14 protein-coding genes are annotated in these 17,065 nt (G+C 73.2%); 7 read left to right on the top strand and 7 right to left on the bottom strand.

Translation table 11 applies throughout. The annotated features are described in order from the left end of the window. The first annotated feature begins 46 nt into the window (after positions 1-46). The 6 genes from D459_RS0119465 to D459_RS0119490 all read left to right on the top strand — a co-directional run bounded on the left by D459_RS0119465 (position 47) and on the right by D459_RS0119490 (position 4,916). On the top strand, positions 47-781 hold the full coding sequence (locus D459_RS0119465; RefSeq protein ID WP_051065486.1) for an NUDIX hydrolase: 735 nt from the start codon (positions 47-49) through the stop codon (positions 779-781). A gap of 67 nt (positions 782-848) precedes the next feature. Continuing rightward, positions 849-1,499, top strand: a complete 651-nt coding sequence (locus D459_RS0119470) for an HAD family hydrolase (RefSeq protein ID WP_040710572.1) — start codon at positions 849-851, stop codon at positions 1,497-1,499. Continuing rightward, complete coding sequence (locus D459_RS0119475) at positions 1,496-2,620, top strand: ABC transporter ATP-binding protein (protein ID WP_017594680.1); 1,125 nt, start codon at positions 1,496-1,498, stop codon at positions 2,618-2,620. Before D459_RS0119470 ends, D459_RS0119475 begins: the two co-directional genes overlap by 4 nt. Continuing rightward, positions 2,613-3,287: an ABC transporter permease gene (locus tag D459_RS0119480; RefSeq protein ID WP_017594681.1), complete on the top strand. Its 675-nt coding sequence runs from the start codon at positions 2,613-2,615 to the stop codon at positions 3,285-3,287. Before D459_RS0119475 ends, D459_RS0119480 begins: the two co-directional genes overlap by 8 nt. 14 nt (positions 3,288-3,301) lie before the next feature. Further along, positions 3,302-3,967, top strand: a complete 666-nt coding sequence (locus tag D459_RS0119485) for an ABC transporter permease (protein WP_394296698.1) — start codon at positions 3,302-3,304, stop codon at positions 3,965-3,967. Positions 3,968-4,004: 37 nt separating this feature from the next. After that, entirely contained in the window at positions 4,005-4,916 is a 912-nt protein-coding gene (locus tag D459_RS0119490) for an ABC transporter substrate-binding protein (protein ID WP_017594683.1), read from the top strand. Positions 4,917-5,204: 288 nt separating this feature from the next. On the opposite strand, the gene D459_RS0119495 is transcribed toward D459_RS0119490, so the two are convergent. Both D459_RS0119495 and sppA read right to left on the bottom strand, forming a co-directional pair. After that, on the bottom strand, positions 5,205-5,693 hold the full coding sequence (locus tag D459_RS0119495; RefSeq protein ID WP_017594684.1) for a flavin reductase family protein: 489 nt from the start codon (positions 5,691-5,693) through the stop codon (positions 5,205-5,207). Next, positions 5,690-7,381, bottom strand: coding sequence for a signal peptide peptidase SppA (gene sppA, locus D459_RS0119500; RefSeq protein WP_026120559.1), 1,692 nt, complete (start codon positions 7,379-7,381; stop codon positions 5,690-5,692). The genes D459_RS0119495 and sppA overlap by 4 nt, the downstream gene beginning before the upstream one ends. Before the next feature lie 114 nt (positions 7,382-7,495). Here sppA and D459_RS0119505 point away from each other — a divergent pair, with 114 nt between their 5' ends. Then, positions 7,496-8,122 carry a hypothetical protein gene (locus D459_RS0119505; protein WP_017594686.1) on the top strand — a complete coding sequence of 209 codons (627 nt, stop codon included), beginning with the start codon at positions 7,496-7,498 and terminating at the stop codon, positions 8,120-8,122. A gap of 35 nt (positions 8,123-8,157) precedes the next feature. On the opposite strand, the gene D459_RS0119510 is transcribed toward D459_RS0119505, so the two are convergent. From D459_RS0119510 to D459_RS32190, 5 genes are all read right to left on the bottom strand, one after another. Further along, positions 8,158-9,180, bottom strand: a complete 1,023-nt coding sequence (locus tag D459_RS0119510) for a DUF418 domain-containing protein (protein WP_017594687.1) — start codon at positions 9,178-9,180, stop codon at positions 8,158-8,160. 102 nt (positions 9,181-9,282) lie between these two features. After that, the gene (gene glgB, locus D459_RS0119515) at positions 9,283-11,472 is read right to left on the bottom strand and encodes a 1,4-alpha-glucan branching protein GlgB (RefSeq protein ID WP_017594688.1); all 2,190 of its coding nucleotides are present in this window, start codon (positions 11,470-11,472) and stop codon (positions 9,283-9,285) included. A 42-nt stretch (positions 11,473-11,514) separates the two neighbouring features. Then, positions 11,515-12,918, bottom strand: coding sequence for a maltokinase N-terminal cap-like domain-containing protein (locus D459_RS0119520; RefSeq protein ID WP_020380259.1), 1,404 nt, complete (start codon positions 12,916-12,918; stop codon positions 11,515-11,517). Further along, a complete protein-coding gene (treS, locus tag D459_RS0119525) occupies positions 12,915-14,657 on the bottom strand; it encodes a maltose alpha-D-glucosyltransferase (RefSeq protein WP_241485082.1) in 1,743 nt (580 codons plus the stop codon). The genes D459_RS0119520 and treS overlap by 4 nt, the downstream gene beginning before the upstream one ends. 104 nt (positions 14,658-14,761) lie before the next feature. Next, the gene (locus tag D459_RS32190) at positions 14,762-16,744 is read right to left on the bottom strand and encodes an alpha-1,4-glucan--maltose-1-phosphate maltosyltransferase (protein WP_040710548.1); all 1,983 of its coding nucleotides are present in this window, start codon (positions 16,742-16,744) and stop codon (positions 14,762-14,764) included. Positions 16,745-17,065: the final 321 nt, after the last annotated feature.

Consider the following 17,065-nt stretch of genomic DNA (forward strand, 5'->3'; position numbering starts at 1 on the left):
TTTGGTCTTTCAGGCAAAAACTTGAGACAGCCTAACATGGGGGGTCATGGGAGGGACAGGCGCGGTACGAGACGTGGAGGAGGCCCGGGTGGGGGTGGCTGCGCACGAGGTGCTCGCGGTCGTCTTCCAGGTCAGGGCCGGTCGGCTGTGCGTTCTGCTGTGGTGCAGGGCGCGGCCGCCGTTCGAGGGCGACTGGGTGCTGCCGGGCGGGCGGCTCGGCGCGGACGAGGGGCTGGGGCAGTCGATGCGCCGCCAGCTCGCGCAGAAGGTCGACGTCCGCGACCTGGCGCACCTGGAGCAGCTGGAGACCCGCGGCGCCCCCGACCGGCACCCGGCGGGGCGCACCCTGGCCACCGCCTACCTGGGCCTGGTCCCCGCGCACAACGAGCCGGTGATCCCGGACGACACCGCCTGGCACGCCATCTCCGAGCTGCCGCCGATGGGCTTCGACCACGCCGCGATCGTGCACTCCGGGCGGCGCCGGCTGCGCGCCAAGCTCTCCTACACCAACATCGGGTTCGCCCTGGCCCCGCCCGAGTTCACCATGTCCCAGCTCTCCGGGTACTACCGGGCCGCGCTGGGGCACGACGTCGCCGCCACCAACCTGCGCCGGGTGCTGCTCCGCCGCGGCCAGATCGAGGAGACCGGGCGCTCGGTGCCCTCCGGCCGCTCCGGCGGCCGCCCGGCGGCGGTCTTCCGGTTCCGGGTGTCGCACCTGGAGGTCACCGACGAGTTCGCGGTGCTGCGGCCGCCGCCGAAGCGAGCGGAAAAAGTCCACTGAATGAGTAGGAAATGAGCGTGGTGACCGCACTCCGTCGTCCGCCCGTGTTAGCGTCCCATTCGTGACGATTCGCAGTGTGGTGTTCGACGTCGGCGAGACCCTCGTGGACGAGACGCGCATCTTCTCCCGCTGGGCCGACCGGCTGGGCGTGCCGCGGCTGGCCTTCTTCGGCCTGATGGGCGGCCTGCTCGCCCAGGGGCGCCCGCTGATGGACGCGTTCCGGCTGGTCAAACCCGACTTCGAGCTGGAGGCCGAGGTGCGCGCCTGGCGCGCCGAGGACCCCGGCACCCTCGCCGACGGCTTCGACGCCGAGGACCTCTACCCCGACGTGCGCACCGCGCTGGGCGCCCTGCGCGCGATGGGGCTGTCCGTCGTCATCGCCGGCAACCAGCCGGTCCAGGCCCGCCCCGCGCTGGAGGCGATGGAGCTGCCCGTCGACGGGGTGCACGTCTCCGACGAGTGGGGCGTGCAGAAGCCCGACCCCGCGTTCTTCACCCGGGTGACCGAGACCGCCGGCGTCGCCCCGGCCGAGATCCTCTACGTCGGCGACCGGGTCGACAACGACGTGCTGCCCGCCCGCGCGGCCGGCATGCGCACCGCGCTCATCCGCCGCGGCATGCTCGGCTACCTGCACGCCGACCGGCCCGACGCCAAGTACGCCGACGTCGTCATCGACTCCCTGAACGAACTCCCCACCTGGATCGCGACCGGACGATGATCACCTTCGAGGGCGCGGGCAAGCGCTACCCGGACGGCACCGTGGCCGTGGACGGACTGGACCTGGAGGCCCCCACCGGGCGCACCACCGTCTTCGTCGGCTCCTCGGGCAGCGGCAAGACCACCGCCCTCCGGATGGTCAACCGGATGGTGGAGCCCACCTCCGGCACCGTCTCCATCGACGGCCGGAGCGTCACCGACCGCGACCCCGCGCTGCTCCGCCGCTCCATCGGCTACGTCATCCAGCAGGCCGGTCTGTTCCCGCACCGCACCGTGCTGGACAACGTCGCCACCGTGCCGCTGCTGCTGGGCTGGGGCCGGCGCAAGGCCCGGGCCCGCGCCGGCGAGCTGCTGGAGCTGGTCGGGCTGGACGCGGCCCAGGGGCGCCGCTACCCGCACCAGCTCTCCGGCGGGCAGCAGCAGCGGGTCGGGGTGGCCCGCGCGCTCGCCGCCGACCCGCCGGTGCTGCTGATGGACGAGCCGTTCAGCGCGGTCGACCCGGTGGTCCGCACCGGCCTGCAGGACGAGCTGATCCGCCTCCAGGGCGAACTGCACAAGACCATCCTCTTCGTCACGCACGACATCGACGAGGCGGTGAAGCTCGGCGACGGCATCGCGGTGTTCCGCCCCGGCGGCCGGCTGGCCCAGTACGACCCGCCGGAGCGGCTGCTGGCCGAGCCGGCCGACGAGTTCGTCGAGCGGTTCATCGGCTACGACCGCGGCGTGCGCCGGCTCTCCTTCTTCCCCGCCTCGGCGCTGCAGCTGCGCAGCGACGCGGTGCTGGACCACGGCGCCACCGCGGGCGAGGCGCTCGCGCTGGCCGAGCGGACCGGCGAGCCGTGGCTGCTGGTCGCCGACGGCGCGTGCCGCCCGCTGGGCTGGGTCTCCGCCGACGAACTGGCCCGCACCCCCGCCGGGCGGCCGCTGGACGGGATGGAGCTGGTCGGCTACGGCCACATCTTCCACGTGCGGACCGACTCGCTGCGCGCCGCGCTGGACGCGGCGGTGCTCTCCCCGGCGGGGCGCGCGGTCGGGGTGGACGCGGAGGGGGCGGTGGTCGGCGTCGTCGCCCAGACCGACCTGGGCGCCGCCATCTGGTCGGTGGGGAGCCCCGATGGGTGACGACGGCCTGATCCACTGGGGGTGGATCGAGCGGGGCCTGGCCGACCCGATCGGCACCGCCCTGCTCCAGCACCTCCAGCTCTCGCTGATCCCGATCGCGCTGGGCCTGCTGGCCGCCCTGCCGCTGGGCATCGCCGCCGCGCGCTGGCCGAAGGCCTACCCGCCGCTGCTCGGCGCGGTGAACGTGCTCTACGCGCTGCCCTCCATCGCGCTCTTCTTCCTGCTGCTGCCCTACACCGGGCTGACCATCTGGACCGCGGTGCTGCCGCTGGCCGCCTACACCCTGGCCATCCTGGTGCCCAACGTGGTGGACGGGCTGCGCCAGGTGCCCGACCACGTCCGCCAGGCCGCCGTCGCGATGGGCTTCGGCCCGCTGCGCCGGCTGCTCCAGGTGGAGCTCCCGGTCGCGGTCCCCGCGGTGATCGCCGGGCTGCGGGTCGCCGCGGTCTCCACGATCAGCATGGTCAGCGTCGCCTCCCTGGTCGGCCTGGGCGGGCTGGGCGGGCTGATCCTGCGGGACGGCTTCAACAACCGGTTCGCCACCCCGATCATCGTCGGCGTGCTGCTCACCGTGGCGCTGGCCTTCCTGGTGGACGCGGTGCTGGTACTGGTGCAGCGGCTGCTCACCCCGTGGGCGCGGCGCACCGGGGCGGAGGTGCGGCGGTGAACGTCGGCGACCTGATGGCGGCCTGGTTCTCCGACCCGGCCAACTGGTCCGGCCCGGCCGGCATCCCGGCCCGGTTCGGCGAGCACGTCCTCTACTCGGCGCTGGCGATGGCCGTCGCCGCGCTGATCGCGATCCCGGCGGGCCTGCTCACCGGGCACACCGGGCGGGGCGGCTTCCTCGCGGTGACGCTGGCCAACGTCGGCCGGGCGCTGCCCACCATCGGGGTGATGTTCCTGGTGGTGCTGGTGATGGGCATCGGGCTGGTGCCGATCGAGGTGGCGCTGGTGGTGCTGGCGATCCCGCCGATCCTGGTCAACACCTACGAGGGGGTCCGCGCGGTGGAGCCCGGCCTCACCGACGCCGCCCGGGGCATGGGCATGCGCGCACCGCAGGTGCTGCTCCGGCTGGAGCTGCCGGTGGCCGCCCCGATGGTGCTGCTGGGCCTGCGCACCGCCGCGATCCAGGTGGTCGCCACCGCCACCATCGCGGCCTACGCCGGGGCCGGCGGCCTCGGCAAGTTCATCTTCGACGGGCAGAAGCGGCAGGAGTTCGGCATGGTCGCCGGCGGGTCGCTGCTGGTCGTCCTGCTGGCGGTGCTGGTCATCGCGTTCTTCGCCCTGCTCAGTCGAGTGGCGGTGGCACGGGGGCTGCGCGCGGGCGCGGCCGCCGGCCGCCGCTGAACCCGTCCCCGACGTCCACGAACCGAGAAGGTGCGCCATGGCCATCCCGACCCGGATCACCGCCGCGGCCGCGGCCGTCCCGCTGCTGCTGGCGGCGGGCGCCTGCGGGGCCTCCGACCCCTACTCCGAGGGAGGCGCCGCCAACGGCTCCGGCGGCGCGCTCGTCGTCGGCTCCGCCGACTTCCCCGAGTCCACCCTGCTCGCCAACATCTACGCCCAGGCGCTGGAGAACGCCGGCCAGGAGGTGGAGACCAAGTTCAACATCGGCAGCCGGGAGGTCTACTACGACCAGATCGAGTCCGGGAACCTGTCGGTGCTGCCCGAGTACAACGGCGGCATCCTGCTCTACCTCGACCAGGAGGCCGAGCCGGGGAACCGGGAGGAGACCGACGGGCGGGTCGAGGAGGCGCTGCCCGACGGGCTGAGCATCCTGGACTCCGCCGCCGCGGAGAACAAGGACTCGATCACCGTCACCCGGAAGACCGCCGAGGAGAACGACCTCACCGAGATCGGCGACCTGTCCGAGGCCGCCGGGGACATGGTGCTGGGCGGCCCGCCGGAGTTCGAGAGCCGCCCGCAGGGCGTCCCCGGGCTGGAGAAGGCCTACGGGCTGGAGTTCGAGCGGTTCGAGTCGCTGGAGCCGGCGCTGCTCCCGCAGGCCCTCACCGACGGCGACATCCAGGCCGCCAACCTGTTCACCACCGACCCGGCGATCGCCACCGAGGACCTGGTCACCCTGGAGGACCCGGAGAACGTCTTCGGCGCGCAGAACGTGGTGCCGCTGATCCACGACGCCTCGGTGGACGACGCGGCGCGCGAGGCGCTGAACGCGGTCTCCGCCGAACTCACCACCGAGGACCTGGTCGCGCTCAACGAGCGGGTCAGCATCGAGCACGAGAGCCCCGCCGACGTCGCCGCCGACTGGCTGCAGGAGAAGGGCCTGGCCTGAGCGGGGGCCCGGCCGGAGGATCCCGCCCCTTCCGCGATGGCCGCGGCCATCGCGGTGGGGGAAGGACGACGGGAAGGCGGACCGGTGTCCCGTCGGGCTCGGTCGAGGGCGTGTTCCAGGGTCAGAGGATCATGGCCAGGATGAGACCGACCGCGAGGATGCCGAGAACCGTGTAGAAGCCGTCCATGCCTCCATTGCACCCTCCGGCCGGGAGCCTGTGAACTGGCGCCGCCAGCAGAACGGGCTCCCGGCCGGGGGGTGCGATCCGACCTCTGCAGAGAGTTTGGATCAGCCGAGGGTGCGGTACCGCCCGCCGTACCGGAGCAGCGGGGAGGAGCCGGCGCGGGCGCCGGCCACCTCCGGCAGCACCGCCGCCTCGGCGAAGTAGACCACGTGGTCGCCGACCTCGGTCCGCTGCAGCACCGCGCACTCGAACGCGGCCAGCGCCCCGTCCAGCACCAGCGCGCCGGTGGCCGCGCCGCGGTGGTGCTCCTCGGCGGCGAGCAGCAGCCGGGCGCTGGGCCGGCCCTCGGCGGAGAACCTCCCGGCGATCGCCCGGTGGCCCTCGCCGAGCACGCTCACCGCGAAGGCGCGCCGCTCGTCGATCACCTCGCGCAGGTAGCCGTCGGCGATCACGCTGAGCATGGCGATCGGCGGGTCGGCGGAGATGGACGCGAACGCGCTCACCGTGCTGCCGATGTCGTCCCGGTCGTCGTTCACGGTGACCACGCACACCCCCGTGGGCAGGGCGGCCATCGCCTCGGTGTAGTCGCTCACCGGACCCGCCAGTCGCCGGGGAGGGTGAGCACGCCCTCGGCGGGCAGCCCGAGCCGGGCGGAGAGCTCGGCCAGCGGGCCCCAGGCGTCCAGCCGGCCCTGCGCGGCGGTCCGCTCCTCGCTGGACTCGGCCGGGCGCAGCCGCTCCACCGGGTTGGGCCGGGGGAACGGGCGCAGCGGCGCGCCCTCGGCCCCGGACGCCTCGCGGGCCAGCCGCACCGCGGTCTCCAGGCCGCCCAGCTCGTCCACCAGGCCGCTGCGGTGCGCGTCGGCGCCGCTCCACACCCGGCCCCGGGCCAGCCGGTCCACCTGCTCGGCATCGAGCCCCCGGGCCTCGGCGACCTTGCCGGTGAAGTCGGCGTAGACCGCGTCCAGCAGGGCGTTCACCCGATCCCACTCGGACTCGGTGAACCGGCGGGCCGGCTCGAACATGGCGGCGTGCGGGTCGCTGTCCACGCTGCCGGTGCCCACCCCCAGCTTCTCCAGCAGCCCGGCGGTGACCGGCTTGCTGATGAACACGCCGATCGACCCGGTGATGGTGCCGGGCTGGGCCACCACGCTCCGGGCGCCCAGCGCCACGTAGTAGCCGCCGGACGCGGCCACGTCGCCCATGGAGACGATGACCGGGGTGCCCGCCTCGCAGGTGAGCCGGACCTCGCGGCGGATCACGTCGGAGGCCGAGTGCGAACCGCCGGGGCTGTCCACCCGGAACACCACGGCCCGCACCGAGGGGTCGCGGCGGGCCGCGCGGAACGCCGCGCCCACCGTGTCCGAGCCGGCGCTGGCCGAACCGGAGACCGGGGAGCGCCGGCTGGGGCCGCTGTGGATCGCCCCGTGCGCGGTGATCAGCGCGATCTGGTCCTGGCGGCCCGGCGCGGGCACCCGCTCGGCCGCCTTGTGCCGGTTGTACCGGGGGACGTAGCGCAGCCGCGGCTCGCCGAACCGGCCGAGCAGCTCCGCATAGACCTCGTCCCGGTAGGCGAGCCGGTCGACCAGCCCGGCCTCCAGCGCCTCGCCGGCCAGCAGCGGCCCGCGGGCGGTCAGCTCGGCGACCCGCTCCGCGGTCAGCCCGCGCGCTTCGGCGATGCCCTCGCGGACCTGCTCCGACAGCGAGGAGACCAGGTGCTCGGCGGCCTCCCGGTGGGCCTCGGTGAAGTCCCGCTCGGTCAGCATGTTCACCGCGGTCTTGTACTCGTGCCGGGCACCCGCCTCGGTCTCGATGCCGAGCCGCTCGGCGGCCTCGCGCAGGAAGTAGGCGCGCATGGAGATGCCGGTGAGCCCGAGGGTGCCGGTGGGGCCCAGCACGATCTCCTCGAACGCGGTCGCCAGGTAGTAGCCGACGGTGCTGGGGCCGAACTCGCCGATCGACTCGCCCCAGGCGACGGTGGGCTTGCCCGCGGCGCGGAAGGCGCGCACCGCGTCCCGCACCTCCTGCACCTTGGCGAACCCGAGGGAGCGCCCGTCGACCTTGGCGACCAGCGCGGCCACCTGCGGGTCGTGCGCGCCTCTGCGGACCCCCTCGATCACGTCGGCGAAGCGCTGCCGGCGCCGCCCCAGCAGCTGCGCCACCGGCGGGGCCGCCGGCTCGTCGATGATCGCCTCGGTCAGATCCAGCTCCAGCACCAGCGGCGCGCGCCGCCTGTCCCGGAGCCCGGCCAGTGGTTCGAGAAGCTGTGCAAGGTCCGCCATGCCCACCAGGCTACTGAGCCGAGGCGCGGCGCGGGGAGCCCGCCGGGCCCGCTATGGTCGGTTCCGTCCGATCGGCCGACCTTGGAGGCAGAGGCGATGTGGGGTAGAGCGGCTGTGCGCGCCGGCGGGGCGTCGGCGCTGCTCCTGCTCACGGCGGCGTGCGGCGGGGGCGGGGAGGCCCCCGAGGAGGCGCGGGCCACGGCGGAGAACGCCTACAGCGAGGTCGTCCCGGCCGCGGAGTCCTCCTACACGCCCACCGAGTTCCAGGGCATCGCGATCGACGTGCCCCAGGACTGGGCGGCGACCACCGAGGGCGGCACGCTGTGCATGACCCCGCCCGGCGGCCAGGCGTGCGGCTACGGCGCGGTGCAGGTGCTGCCCAAGGCCGCGGCGAGCGACCCGGGCAAGTGGCCGAAGAAGGGCTCCGCCTTCAACAAGGAGGACGGCTGGACCGGCGGCGACAAGGCGTGCCTGGCGCCCGGCGCGGACGGCAAGAAGGCGCAGAAGGCCGTGTTCACCGTGGGCAAGGGCGAGCTGACCCAGCACGCCGACGGACTCAAGTCGCACCACCGGGTCTGGGAGGTCGGCTGCGAGGGCGGGGCCGCCTTCGAGGTGCGGATGTGGTTCCTGCCCGAGAGCGACGTGCTGGTGTACGTCCCGGCCGCCGACCCCGCCTACGCCAAGGTCTACGACGAGGTGGCCGCCTCGATGGACATCACCGAGTACAAGAAGAACGCGTAGCGGAGAACCCCTCCCCTGCCGAGGGGCGGGCGCGGTCAGGCCGCGGCCGGGGCCTCCCGCCGCTCCTCCGGCCGGGTCCCGCGGCGCAGCGGGACCACCTTCCACCAGGTCGCGCACCGCCAGGCCCACTCCAGCGGGCCGTACCGGAAGGCGCGCAGCCACAGCGAGGAGAGCACCCACTGGGCCGCGAGCACCGCGGCGGCCAGCGCGAACAGGGCGCCCCACCGGTCCTGGGCGGAGAAGTCCAGCGCCCACCCGGCGGCCAGCACCACCAGCGTCGCGGTGGTGTAGTTGGTCAGCGCCATCCGGCCCAGCGGGGCGAACAGCCGGTGCAGCGCCCCGGCCAGGGGGGTGCGCATGAGCAGGCACAGCCCGGTCACGTACGCCCCGGCCATGACCAGGCCGGCGACCGCGCTGGAGGTGCTGAACCCGGTGTTCTCCACCTCGCCCCACTGCCAGAGCGCCGCGGGCACCGCGGCCGCGGCGAACAGCGCGAAGGCGAGCCCGGTCCAGCCGGTGAGCCGGTCCAGCCGCTGCGGGACCCGGTACCGGGCGACCGCCATGCCGAGCAGGAACATCCCGGGGATCAGCAGTATCCCGCCGCTCACCACGGTGACCCCGGCGACCGTCCCGGCCGCGCCGCCGGCCAGTACCGCCCAGCGCGGCAGGAAGCTCGCCGGCACCAGCACGAGCAGGCCGAACACGGCGTAGGGCAGCAGCGCCTCGCCCGGGTGGACCACCTGGTGCAGCGCGCCGAGCAGCCCGAGGGCGACGAGCCGGCGGAGCAGCAGCAGCCGGGGCCGCGGGTGCCGGTCGGCGGCGGAGTCCAGGAAGATCGCGAAGCCGATCCCGAACAGGAACGAGAAGATCGGGAAGAACCGGCCGGCCACCAGCATGTTCAGCCAGAGCTCCGGGGCCGCGGGGCCGGAGATCCGGCCCGCCTCGATCGCCTCGTACCCCATGTGGGTGATCGGACCGATGTTCACCAGCAGGATCCCGCACAGCGCGAACCCGCGCAGCACGTCCAGCACCTCGATGCGCCGCCGTTCTCCGGCCACGTCGCCCCCCGTCTCGTCGGAACCGGTCTTCAGGACCGGCGTCCGACGATACGGGGAGGGGCCGTTCCGGAGGAATCGGTCATTCGGCCGGTCTTGCCCGGATCAGCGCACCGTACTTTCGGCCTCCAGCCAGACCGCGGCCAGCGGCGGCAGGTCGAGCACGGCCGACGCGGGCTGCCCGTGCCACGGCTCGGCGACGGCCTGCACCGACGCGGGCACGCCGCCGCCGTAGCCGCTGCCGCCGTAGCGCTCGGCGTCGCTGTCCAGCACCCGGTGCCAGGCGCCGGCGGCCGGCAGCCCGATCCGGCGCCGCCGGTGCGGCACCGCGGAGAAGTTGACCAGGCAGGCCAGCGCGGAGCCGTCCGCCCCGTAGCGCAGGAAGGACAGCGTGTTGCCGGCGGCGTCGCCGCCGTCGATCCACTGGAAGCCGGCCGGGTCGGTGTCCAGCGACCACAGCGCCGGACGGCCCCGGTAGGCGGCGTTGACGTCCTTCACCAGCGCCTTCACTCCGCGGTGGAAGGCGTGGTCGAGCAGCCACCACTGCACCCCGGCCTCGTGCGACCACTCCTCGCCCTGGCCGATCTCGCCGCCCATGAAGAGCAGCTGCTTGCCGGGGTGGGCCCACATGTAGCCGAGCAGGGCGCGCAGCCCGGCGAACCGGCGCCACTCGTCGCCGGGGTTCTTGTACAGCAGCGACCCCTTGCCGTGCACCACTTCGTCGTGGGAGAGCGGCAGCACGTAGTTCTCGCTGTAGGCGTAGACCATCGAGAAGGTGACCTCGTCGTGGTGGTACTGCCGGTGCACCGGGTCGCGCTTGAGGTACTCCAGGGTGTCGTGCATCCACCCCATGTTCCACTTGAAGCCGAAGCCCAGGCCGCCGGCGTCGGTGGGGCGGGTGACGCCCTCCCAGGCGGTGGACTCCTCGGCGATCATCATGATCCCCGGGTTGCGCCGGTAGGCGGTGGCGGTGAGCTCCTTGAGCAGCTCGATCGCCTCCAGGTTCTCCCGCCCGCCCTCGTGGTTGGGGGCCCACTCGCCGGACTCCCGGGAGTAGTCCAGGTAGATCATCGAGGCGACGGCGTCCACCCGCAGCCCGTCGATGTGGAACTCCTCCAGCCAGTACAGCGCGGAGGCGATGAGGAAGTTGCGCACCTCGGTGCGGCCGTAGTCGAAGATGAGGGTGCCCCAGTCGGGGTGCTCGCCGCGGCGCGGGTCGGGGTGCTCGTAGGTGGGCGAGCCGTCGAACCGGGCCAGCGCCCAGTCGTCCCGGGGGAAGTGCGCCGGGACCCAGTCCAGCAGCACCCCGATGCCGGCCCGGTGCAGCTCGTCCACGAGCGCGCGGAACTCGTCCGGCGTGCCGAACCGCGAGGTGGGCGCGTAGTAGGAGGTGACCTGGTAGCCCCAGGACCCGCCGAACGGGTGCTCGGAGACCGGCATGAACTCCACGTGCGTGAAGCCCATCTCGCGGACGTACTCCACCAGCTCGGCGGCGAGCTCGCGGTAGCCCAGGCCGGGCCGCCAGGACCCCAGGTGCACCTCGTAGACGCTCATCGGGCGGCGGATCCACTCGGCCGCCTTCCGCTCGGCCAGCCACGCCTCGTCGCGCCACCGGTGCGCGGAGGTGTAGACGACCGAGGCGGTCTCCGGCGGGCACTGCGCGGCGAACGCCACCGGGTCGGCCTTGTCCCGGACCCCGCCGTCCCGGCCGTGCACCCGGTACTTGTAGCGGGCCCCGTCGCCGACGCCGGGCACGAACAGCTCCCAGACCCCGCTGGAGCCCAGCGACCGCATCGGGTGCGCGGTGCCGTCCCAGTGGTTGAAGTCGCCGATCAGCTGGACGCCCCGGGCGCCGGGCGCCCACACCGCGAACGAGGTGCCGCGCACCTCGCCGAGGGCGGACGGGAAGGCGCGGACGTGCGCGCCCAGCGCGCGCCACAGCTCCTCGTGCCGCCCCTCGCGGATGAGGTGCAGGTCCAGCTCGCCGACGGTGGGCGCGTGCCGGTAGGGGTCGTCGGAGACCGACTCCGCGCCGTCGCCGTAGCCGGCGGCGATCCGGTAGTCGGGCGCGGAGGCGCCCGGCACGGCCGCGGCGAACACGCCGTTGTGCACGTGCTCCATCGGCACCCGGGAACCGTCCGGGAGGACCGCGTGCACGGTGCGGGCCAGCGGCCGCAGCGCGCGCAGCAGCACCGTCCCGTCCGGGCGGGGGTGCGCGCCGAGCAGCCCGTGCGGGTCGTGGTGCCGGCCGGAGACGAGCCGGTCGATCTCCTCGGTGGGCGGGGGCGTGGTCATGGAGGTCCTTAGCGTCGTAGGTGTCTGGCGGGAGGGGGCGGGCTAGCGGGGCGGGCCGGCCAGCGAGGCGATCGAGTCCAGCGGGATGCGCAGCCAGGTCGGGCGGTTGTGCGCCTCGTAGAGGACCTCGTAGACCGCCTTGTCGTACTCGAAGGCGCGCAGCACCACGGCGTGCTTCTCCGGGTCGACGCCGCCGGCCGCGGCGTAGCCGGCGCAGAACGCGTCCCGGTTCCGCCGGGCCCAGGCCCGGGCGGCCGGGGCCAGCGCCTCCTCGTCGGCGCTGCCGATCATCTGGTGCCGGGCCGCGTAGTCGAAGGAGCGGAGCATCCCGGCGATGTCGCGCAGCGGGCTGGACGGGCGGCGGCGCTCGGCGACCGGGACGGCCGGCTCGCCCTCGAAGTCCAGCAGCACCCAGCCCCGGTCGGTGCGGACCACCTGGCCGAGGTGGAAGTCGCCGTGCACCCGCTGCACCGGCAGCGGCGCCTGCACCCGGGCGAAGTCGTCGTAGGCGCCGCGCAGCGCCTCCCGGTACGGGGCGAGCCCGGGGACCTGCTCCACCGCGGTCTCCAGGCGGTGCGCCATGGCGTCGGCCAGGTCGCGCAGCGCGCCGGGGGAGAGCACGTCGGTGGGCAGGGCGCGGGCGAGCGCGCGGTGCACCTCCGCGGTGGCCGCGCCGAGCCGCTCGGCCTCCCCGGCGAAGTCGCCGCCGGCCTCGCCCGGCGGGGTGCCGGGCTCGGCGTAGAGGTCGCGCACGCTGGTGGCGGCCAGCACCCAGCCGTCGGTGGCGCTGCGCAGGTACTGCTGGAGCATGGCCACGGTGGTGGGCACCTCGCCCCCGCCGTCGTCGGCCTCGACGTCCACCTCGATCCAGCCGTGCGGCCGGGCGGCGCAGGGCGACCCGGACAGCGCCCGGTTGAGCTCCAGGTCGGGGTTGAGCCCGGGCCAGAGCCGGCGGAACGTCTTGAGCACGTAGCGCTCGCCGAACACCAGGGTGGTGTTGGACTGCTCGCCGGTGTGCACCAGGCTGCGCATCCCGGTGGCGATCGGCTCGGCGGGCTCCGGCAGGCGCCGGAACCGGACGGGTCCGGTCCCGGCGCCCCGGGCGATGCGGCGCAGCAGCCTCCCGGTCAGCTCCGGGTCGTGCAGGGCGTCGTAGACGGTGCGCCGGGCGCCGCCGACCGTGCACGCGCCGATGGCGCAGTGCGCCAGCTCGTCGCGGAGGCGCCCCTTGGCGCACAGCCCGATGACGACCAGGTAGCGCGCGCGGCCGCCGGGCTGGTGCACGGCGACCACCAGCGCGCGCATCCCCGGCCCGTGCGGGCCCGGGTCGGCGCCGCCGATCGGGTGCTCGCGTTCGATCAGCACCTTCTCGACCGGCGCGCCCTTGCCGGCGAACCAGCGCTGCCGCGGCATCCATCGGGCGAGGAGCTCCTCCAACTGGGTCATGAGACTGAGGCCCGCTTCCTTTCGCGTGCGTCCCGGGTGCGGTCGTCCCGGGTGGGACCGTCGGCCTCGGCCACCGGCGGCAGCTGGAACCAGTAGAAGCCGTGGCCGGGCATGGTGAGCAGGTAGGGCAGTTCGCCGATGGCAGGGAAGCGGACGCCGCCGGTGCACTCCACCGGGGTGGCCCCCTCGAAGCGGCGCAGGTCCAGCTCGACCGGCTGCGGGAAGCGGGACAGGTTGTTCACGCAGAGCATCCGGTCGTCGCCGTACTCCCGCACGAAGGCGAACACGCTCGGGTTGCTGGCGTGCAGCTCGGTGAACTCGCCGGTGCCGAAGACCGGGTGCCGCTTGCGGATCCCGATCATCTTGCGGGTCCAGTTGAGCAGCGACCCGGGGTCGTCCCGCTGGGCCTCGACGTTGAGCGCCTGGTAGCCGTGGACCGGGTCGAGGATGAGCGGCAGGTAGAGCCGGCCCGGGTCGCACCGGGAGAACCCGGCGTTGCGGTCGGAGGTCCACTGCATCGGGGTGCGCACCGCGTCCCGGTCGCCCAGCCAGATGTTGTCGCCCATGCCGATCTCGTCGCCGTAGTAGAGCACCGGCGATCCGGGCAGGGAGAGCAGCAGCGCGGTGAAGAGCTCGATCTGGTTCCGGTCGTTCTCCAGCAGCGGGGCGAGGCGGCGCCGGATGCCCACGTTGGCCCGCATCCGCGGATCCTTGGCGTACTCGGCGTACATGTAGTCCCGCTCCTCGTCGGTGACCATCTCCAGGGTCAGCTCGTCGTGGTTGCGCAGGAAGATGGCCCACTGGCAGTTGCGCGGGATGCGCGGCGTCTGGGCGAGGATCTCCGAGATCGGGTAGCGCTGCTCGCGGCGGACCGCCATGAACATCCGCGGCATCAGCGGGAAGTGGAAGTTCATGTGGCACTCGTCGCCGCCGGACTCGAAGTCGCCGAAGTAGTCGACCACGTCGGCGGGCCACTGGTTGGCCTCGCTGAGCAGCACCCGGTCCGGGTAGAGCCGGTCGACCTCGGCGCGCACCCGCTTGAGGAACTCGTGCGTCTCCTTGAGGTTCTCGCAGTTGGTGCCCTCCCGCTCGTAGAGGTAGGGCACCGCGTCCAGCCGGAACCCGTCGATGCCCAGGTCGAGCCAGAACCGCAGCACCTCCAGCACGGCCTCCTGCACCGCCGGGTTCTCGAAGTTGAGGTCCGGCTGGTGGGAGAAGAACCGGTGCCAGTAGTACTGGCCGCGCACCTCGTCGTAGGCCCAGTTGGAGTGCTCGGTGTCGACGAAGATGATCCGGGCGTCGGCGTACCGGTCGGTCTCGTCGGCCCAGACGTAGAAGTCGCCGTAGGGGCCGTCCGGGTCCGACCGGGACGCCTGGAACCAGGGGTGCTGGTCGCTGGTGTGGTTCATCACCAGGTCGGTGATGATCCGGATGCCGCGCCGGTGCGCCTGCTCGATGAGCTCCACGAAGTCGGCGATCTTCCCGAACTCGGGGAGGATCGTCATGTAGTCGGAGATGTCGTACCCGCCGTCGCGCAGCGGCGACTCGTACAGCGGCAGCAGCCAGATGCAGTCGATGCCGAGCCAGGAGAGGTAGTCGAGCTTGTCGATCAGCCCCCGCAGGTCCCCGACCCCGTCGCCGTTGGAGTCGTGGAAGCCGCGGACCTGGACCTCGTAGAAGACCGCGTGCTTGTACCAGTACGGGTTCCGGGGCGGTTCCTCGGAGAAGGTGTCGGGCACGGGGGCGGGGGGAGCCTGACGGGTGCCGAGCACCGGATCGGGTGTGGTCACGAGAACAACTCCACCAGTTGGCGTTCCAGTGCGTCCGCCGGTCGGACCCTTTTTCACGGGGTGCTGCCGGCCGGGTCGACTGTGAAGACGTGAGCGGACTGGACATTCGGGTCGAGGCGGACGTAATTCGCCTCTCCCCAGGTGTAGGAATCGCCCGAGAGCGCGTCGGTGACGGTGAACGAAGCGCCGCGGTCGAGCCCCAAAGAGGGCATGTCGATCCGCACGGTCGCTTCGCGGGTGCGGTGCGGATCGAGGTTGACGATCACCAGTACGGTGTCGTCCCCCTCCTGGTCGCCGGTCCCGGCCAGCCGTTTCGAATAGCAGATCAGCTCGGGCTGGTCGACATGGTGGAACCGCAGGTTGCGCAGTTCTTGCAATGCCGGGTGGTCGCGCCGCACACAGTTTAGCCTGCGCAGAAGCGGAATGATCGACATTCCCGCGGCCTCGGCCGCGTCGAAGTCCCGCGGTTTGTACTGGTATTTCTCGGAGGCGAGATATTCTTCGCTTCCCTCGCGCACCGGGACGTTCTCGCACAGCTCGAAACCGGAGTAGACGCCCCAGGAGGGGGAGAGGGTCGCGGCGAGCACCGCGCGCACCTCGAACGCCGGCCGGCCCCCGTGCTGGAGGTAGGCGTGCAGGATGTCGGGCGTGTTGGCGAACAGGTTGGGGCGCATGTAGGCGGCGGCGTCCCCGGACAGCTCGGTCAGGTACTCCTCGAGCTCCTCCTTGCCGTTGCGCCAGGTGAAGTAGGTGTAGGACTGGTGGAACCCGGCCTTGGCCAGCGCGTGCATCATGGCCGGCCGGGTGAACGCCTCGGACAGGAAGAGCACGTCGGGGTCGGAGGCGGCGACGTCGGCGAGCAGCCGCTCCCAGAACGCCAGCGGCTTGGTGTGCGGGTTGTCCACCCGGAAGATCCGCACCCCGTGCGCCATCCAGTGCCGGACCACCCGCAGCACCTCGGCGTAGAGGCCCTCCGGGTCGTTGTCGAAGTCGAGCGGGTAGATGTCCTGGTACTTCTTGGGCGGGTTCTCCGCGTAGGCGATCGAGCCGTCCGGGCGGGCGGTGAACCACTCCGGGTGCTCGGCCACCCAGGGGTGGTCCGGCGAGCACTGCAGGGCCAGGTCGAGGGCGACCTCGATGCCGTGCGCGGCGGCCTCGGCGACGAACGCGTCGAAGTCGCCGATGTCGCCCAGGTCGGGGTGGACCGCGTCGTGCCCGCCCTCGGCGGAGCCGATCGCCCAGACCGACCCGGGGTCGTCCGGCCCGGCGTGCAGGGAGTTGTCCGGGCCCTTGCGGAAGGAGCGCCCCACCGGGTGGATCGGCGGCAGGTAGACCACGTCGAAGCCCATGTCGGCGATGGCCGGCAGCCGCTTGGCGGCGGAGCGCAGGGTGCCCGAGCGCCACCGGCCCTCGGCCTCGTCGTACTCGGCGCCCACCGAGCGCGGGAAGAACTCGTACCAGGAGCCGACCAGGGCCCGGCGGCGGTGCACGGTCAGCGGGAACCGCTTGCTGCGGGTGGTGCCCTCCCGCAGCGGGTTGGCCGCCAGCGAGCCGGCGACCTCCGCGGAGCGGGCCAGGGCCAGCCGCTCGGCGGCGGGCAGCGAGGCGTCGCGCATCCGCCCGGCGGCCGCGGCCAGCTCGGGGCGGCGCGGCACCCGGCGGGCGGCCCGCTCCACCAGCCGGGCGCCCTCCTCCAGGGTGAGCTCGGTGTCCTGGTCCAGCGGGATCTTGGCCTCGGCCCGGCGGAGCCAGGTGGCGAACGGGTCGGCCCACGCCTCCACCGCGAACGTCCAGCGGCCCGGCTCGGGGGCGCTGAGCAGGGCGGTGTAGCGGTCGGTGCCGGGGGCGGCCTCGGCCATCGGCGCCTGTGCGGCGCGCCGGCCCTTGGCGTCGTAGAGCACCGCCGCCGCGCCGAGGGCGCCGTGGCCCTCGCGGACGACGGTGGCGCTCACCGGGAAGGCCTCGCCGGCGGCGGCGCAGGCGGTCCCGTAGCCGAGCACGGGGGCGACGTCGAGAATGGGAATTCGTCCGATCACAAGAGCACCATCGATATCTATGTCGGGATCTATGCCGGGTGTTTTTCGGGCATGCCGTACCGGCTCTGGATGTTCCCGGTGTTCCCCCGTGTGCCGCCCGTGCGTCGGGTTTCGGGCAGAGAAGGGTGTTTCAGCGTGATGCCGCGTGTTTCAACTGACTGATTCCGGGACGGAGGAGCCGCGTCTCACTGTCCTATCGTCGGGGCCCGGAACGCCGGTGCCGACAGTCCGACCGCGATTATTTTTGTGATTGTCGTCACAGCGCGAATACGGATATCCCCGTGGTTTTAGACATGTTTCTTTCGTGTTGATTCCGGCGAA

It is taken from the genome of Nocardiopsis potens DSM 45234 (assembly GCF_000341105.1).
In the GTDB taxonomy this organism is placed as follows: domain Bacteria; phylum Actinomycetota; class Actinomycetes; order Streptosporangiales; family Streptosporangiaceae; genus Nocardiopsis_A; species Nocardiopsis_A potens.

What these genes read in the sequence shown, in the direction of transcription:
- D459_RS0119465 (WP_051065486.1), top strand. Translation starts at nt 47, where the DNA reads ATGGGAGGGACAGGCGCGGTACGAGACGTGGAGGAGGCCCGGGTGGGG.
- D459_RS0119475 (WP_017594680.1), top strand. Translation starts at nt 1,496, where the DNA reads ATGATCACCTTCGAGGGCGCGGGCAAGCGCTACCCGGACGGCACCGTG.
- D459_RS0119480 (WP_017594681.1), top strand. Translation starts at nt 2,613, where the DNA reads ATGGGTGACGACGGCCTGATCCACTGGGGGTGGATCGAGCGGGGCCTG.
- D459_RS0119485 (WP_394296698.1), top strand. Translation starts at nt 3,302, where the DNA reads ATGGCGGCCTGGTTCTCCGACCCGGCCAACTGGTCCGGCCCGGCCGGC.
- D459_RS0119490 (WP_017594683.1), top strand. Translation starts at nt 4,005, where the DNA reads ATGGCCATCCCGACCCGGATCACCGCCGCGGCCGCGGCCGTCCCGCTG.
- sppA (WP_026120559.1), bottom strand. Translation starts at nt 7,381, where the DNA reads ATGGCGGACCTTGCACAGCTTCTCGAACCACTGGCCGGGCTCCGGGAC.
- glgB (WP_017594688.1), bottom strand. Translation starts at nt 11,472, where the DNA reads ATGACCACGCCCCCGCCCACCGAGGAGATCGACCGGCTCGTCTCCGGC.
- D459_RS0119520 (WP_020380259.1), bottom strand. Translation starts at nt 12,918, where the DNA reads ATGACCCAGTTGGAGGAGCTCCTCGCCCGATGGATGCCGCGGCAGCGC.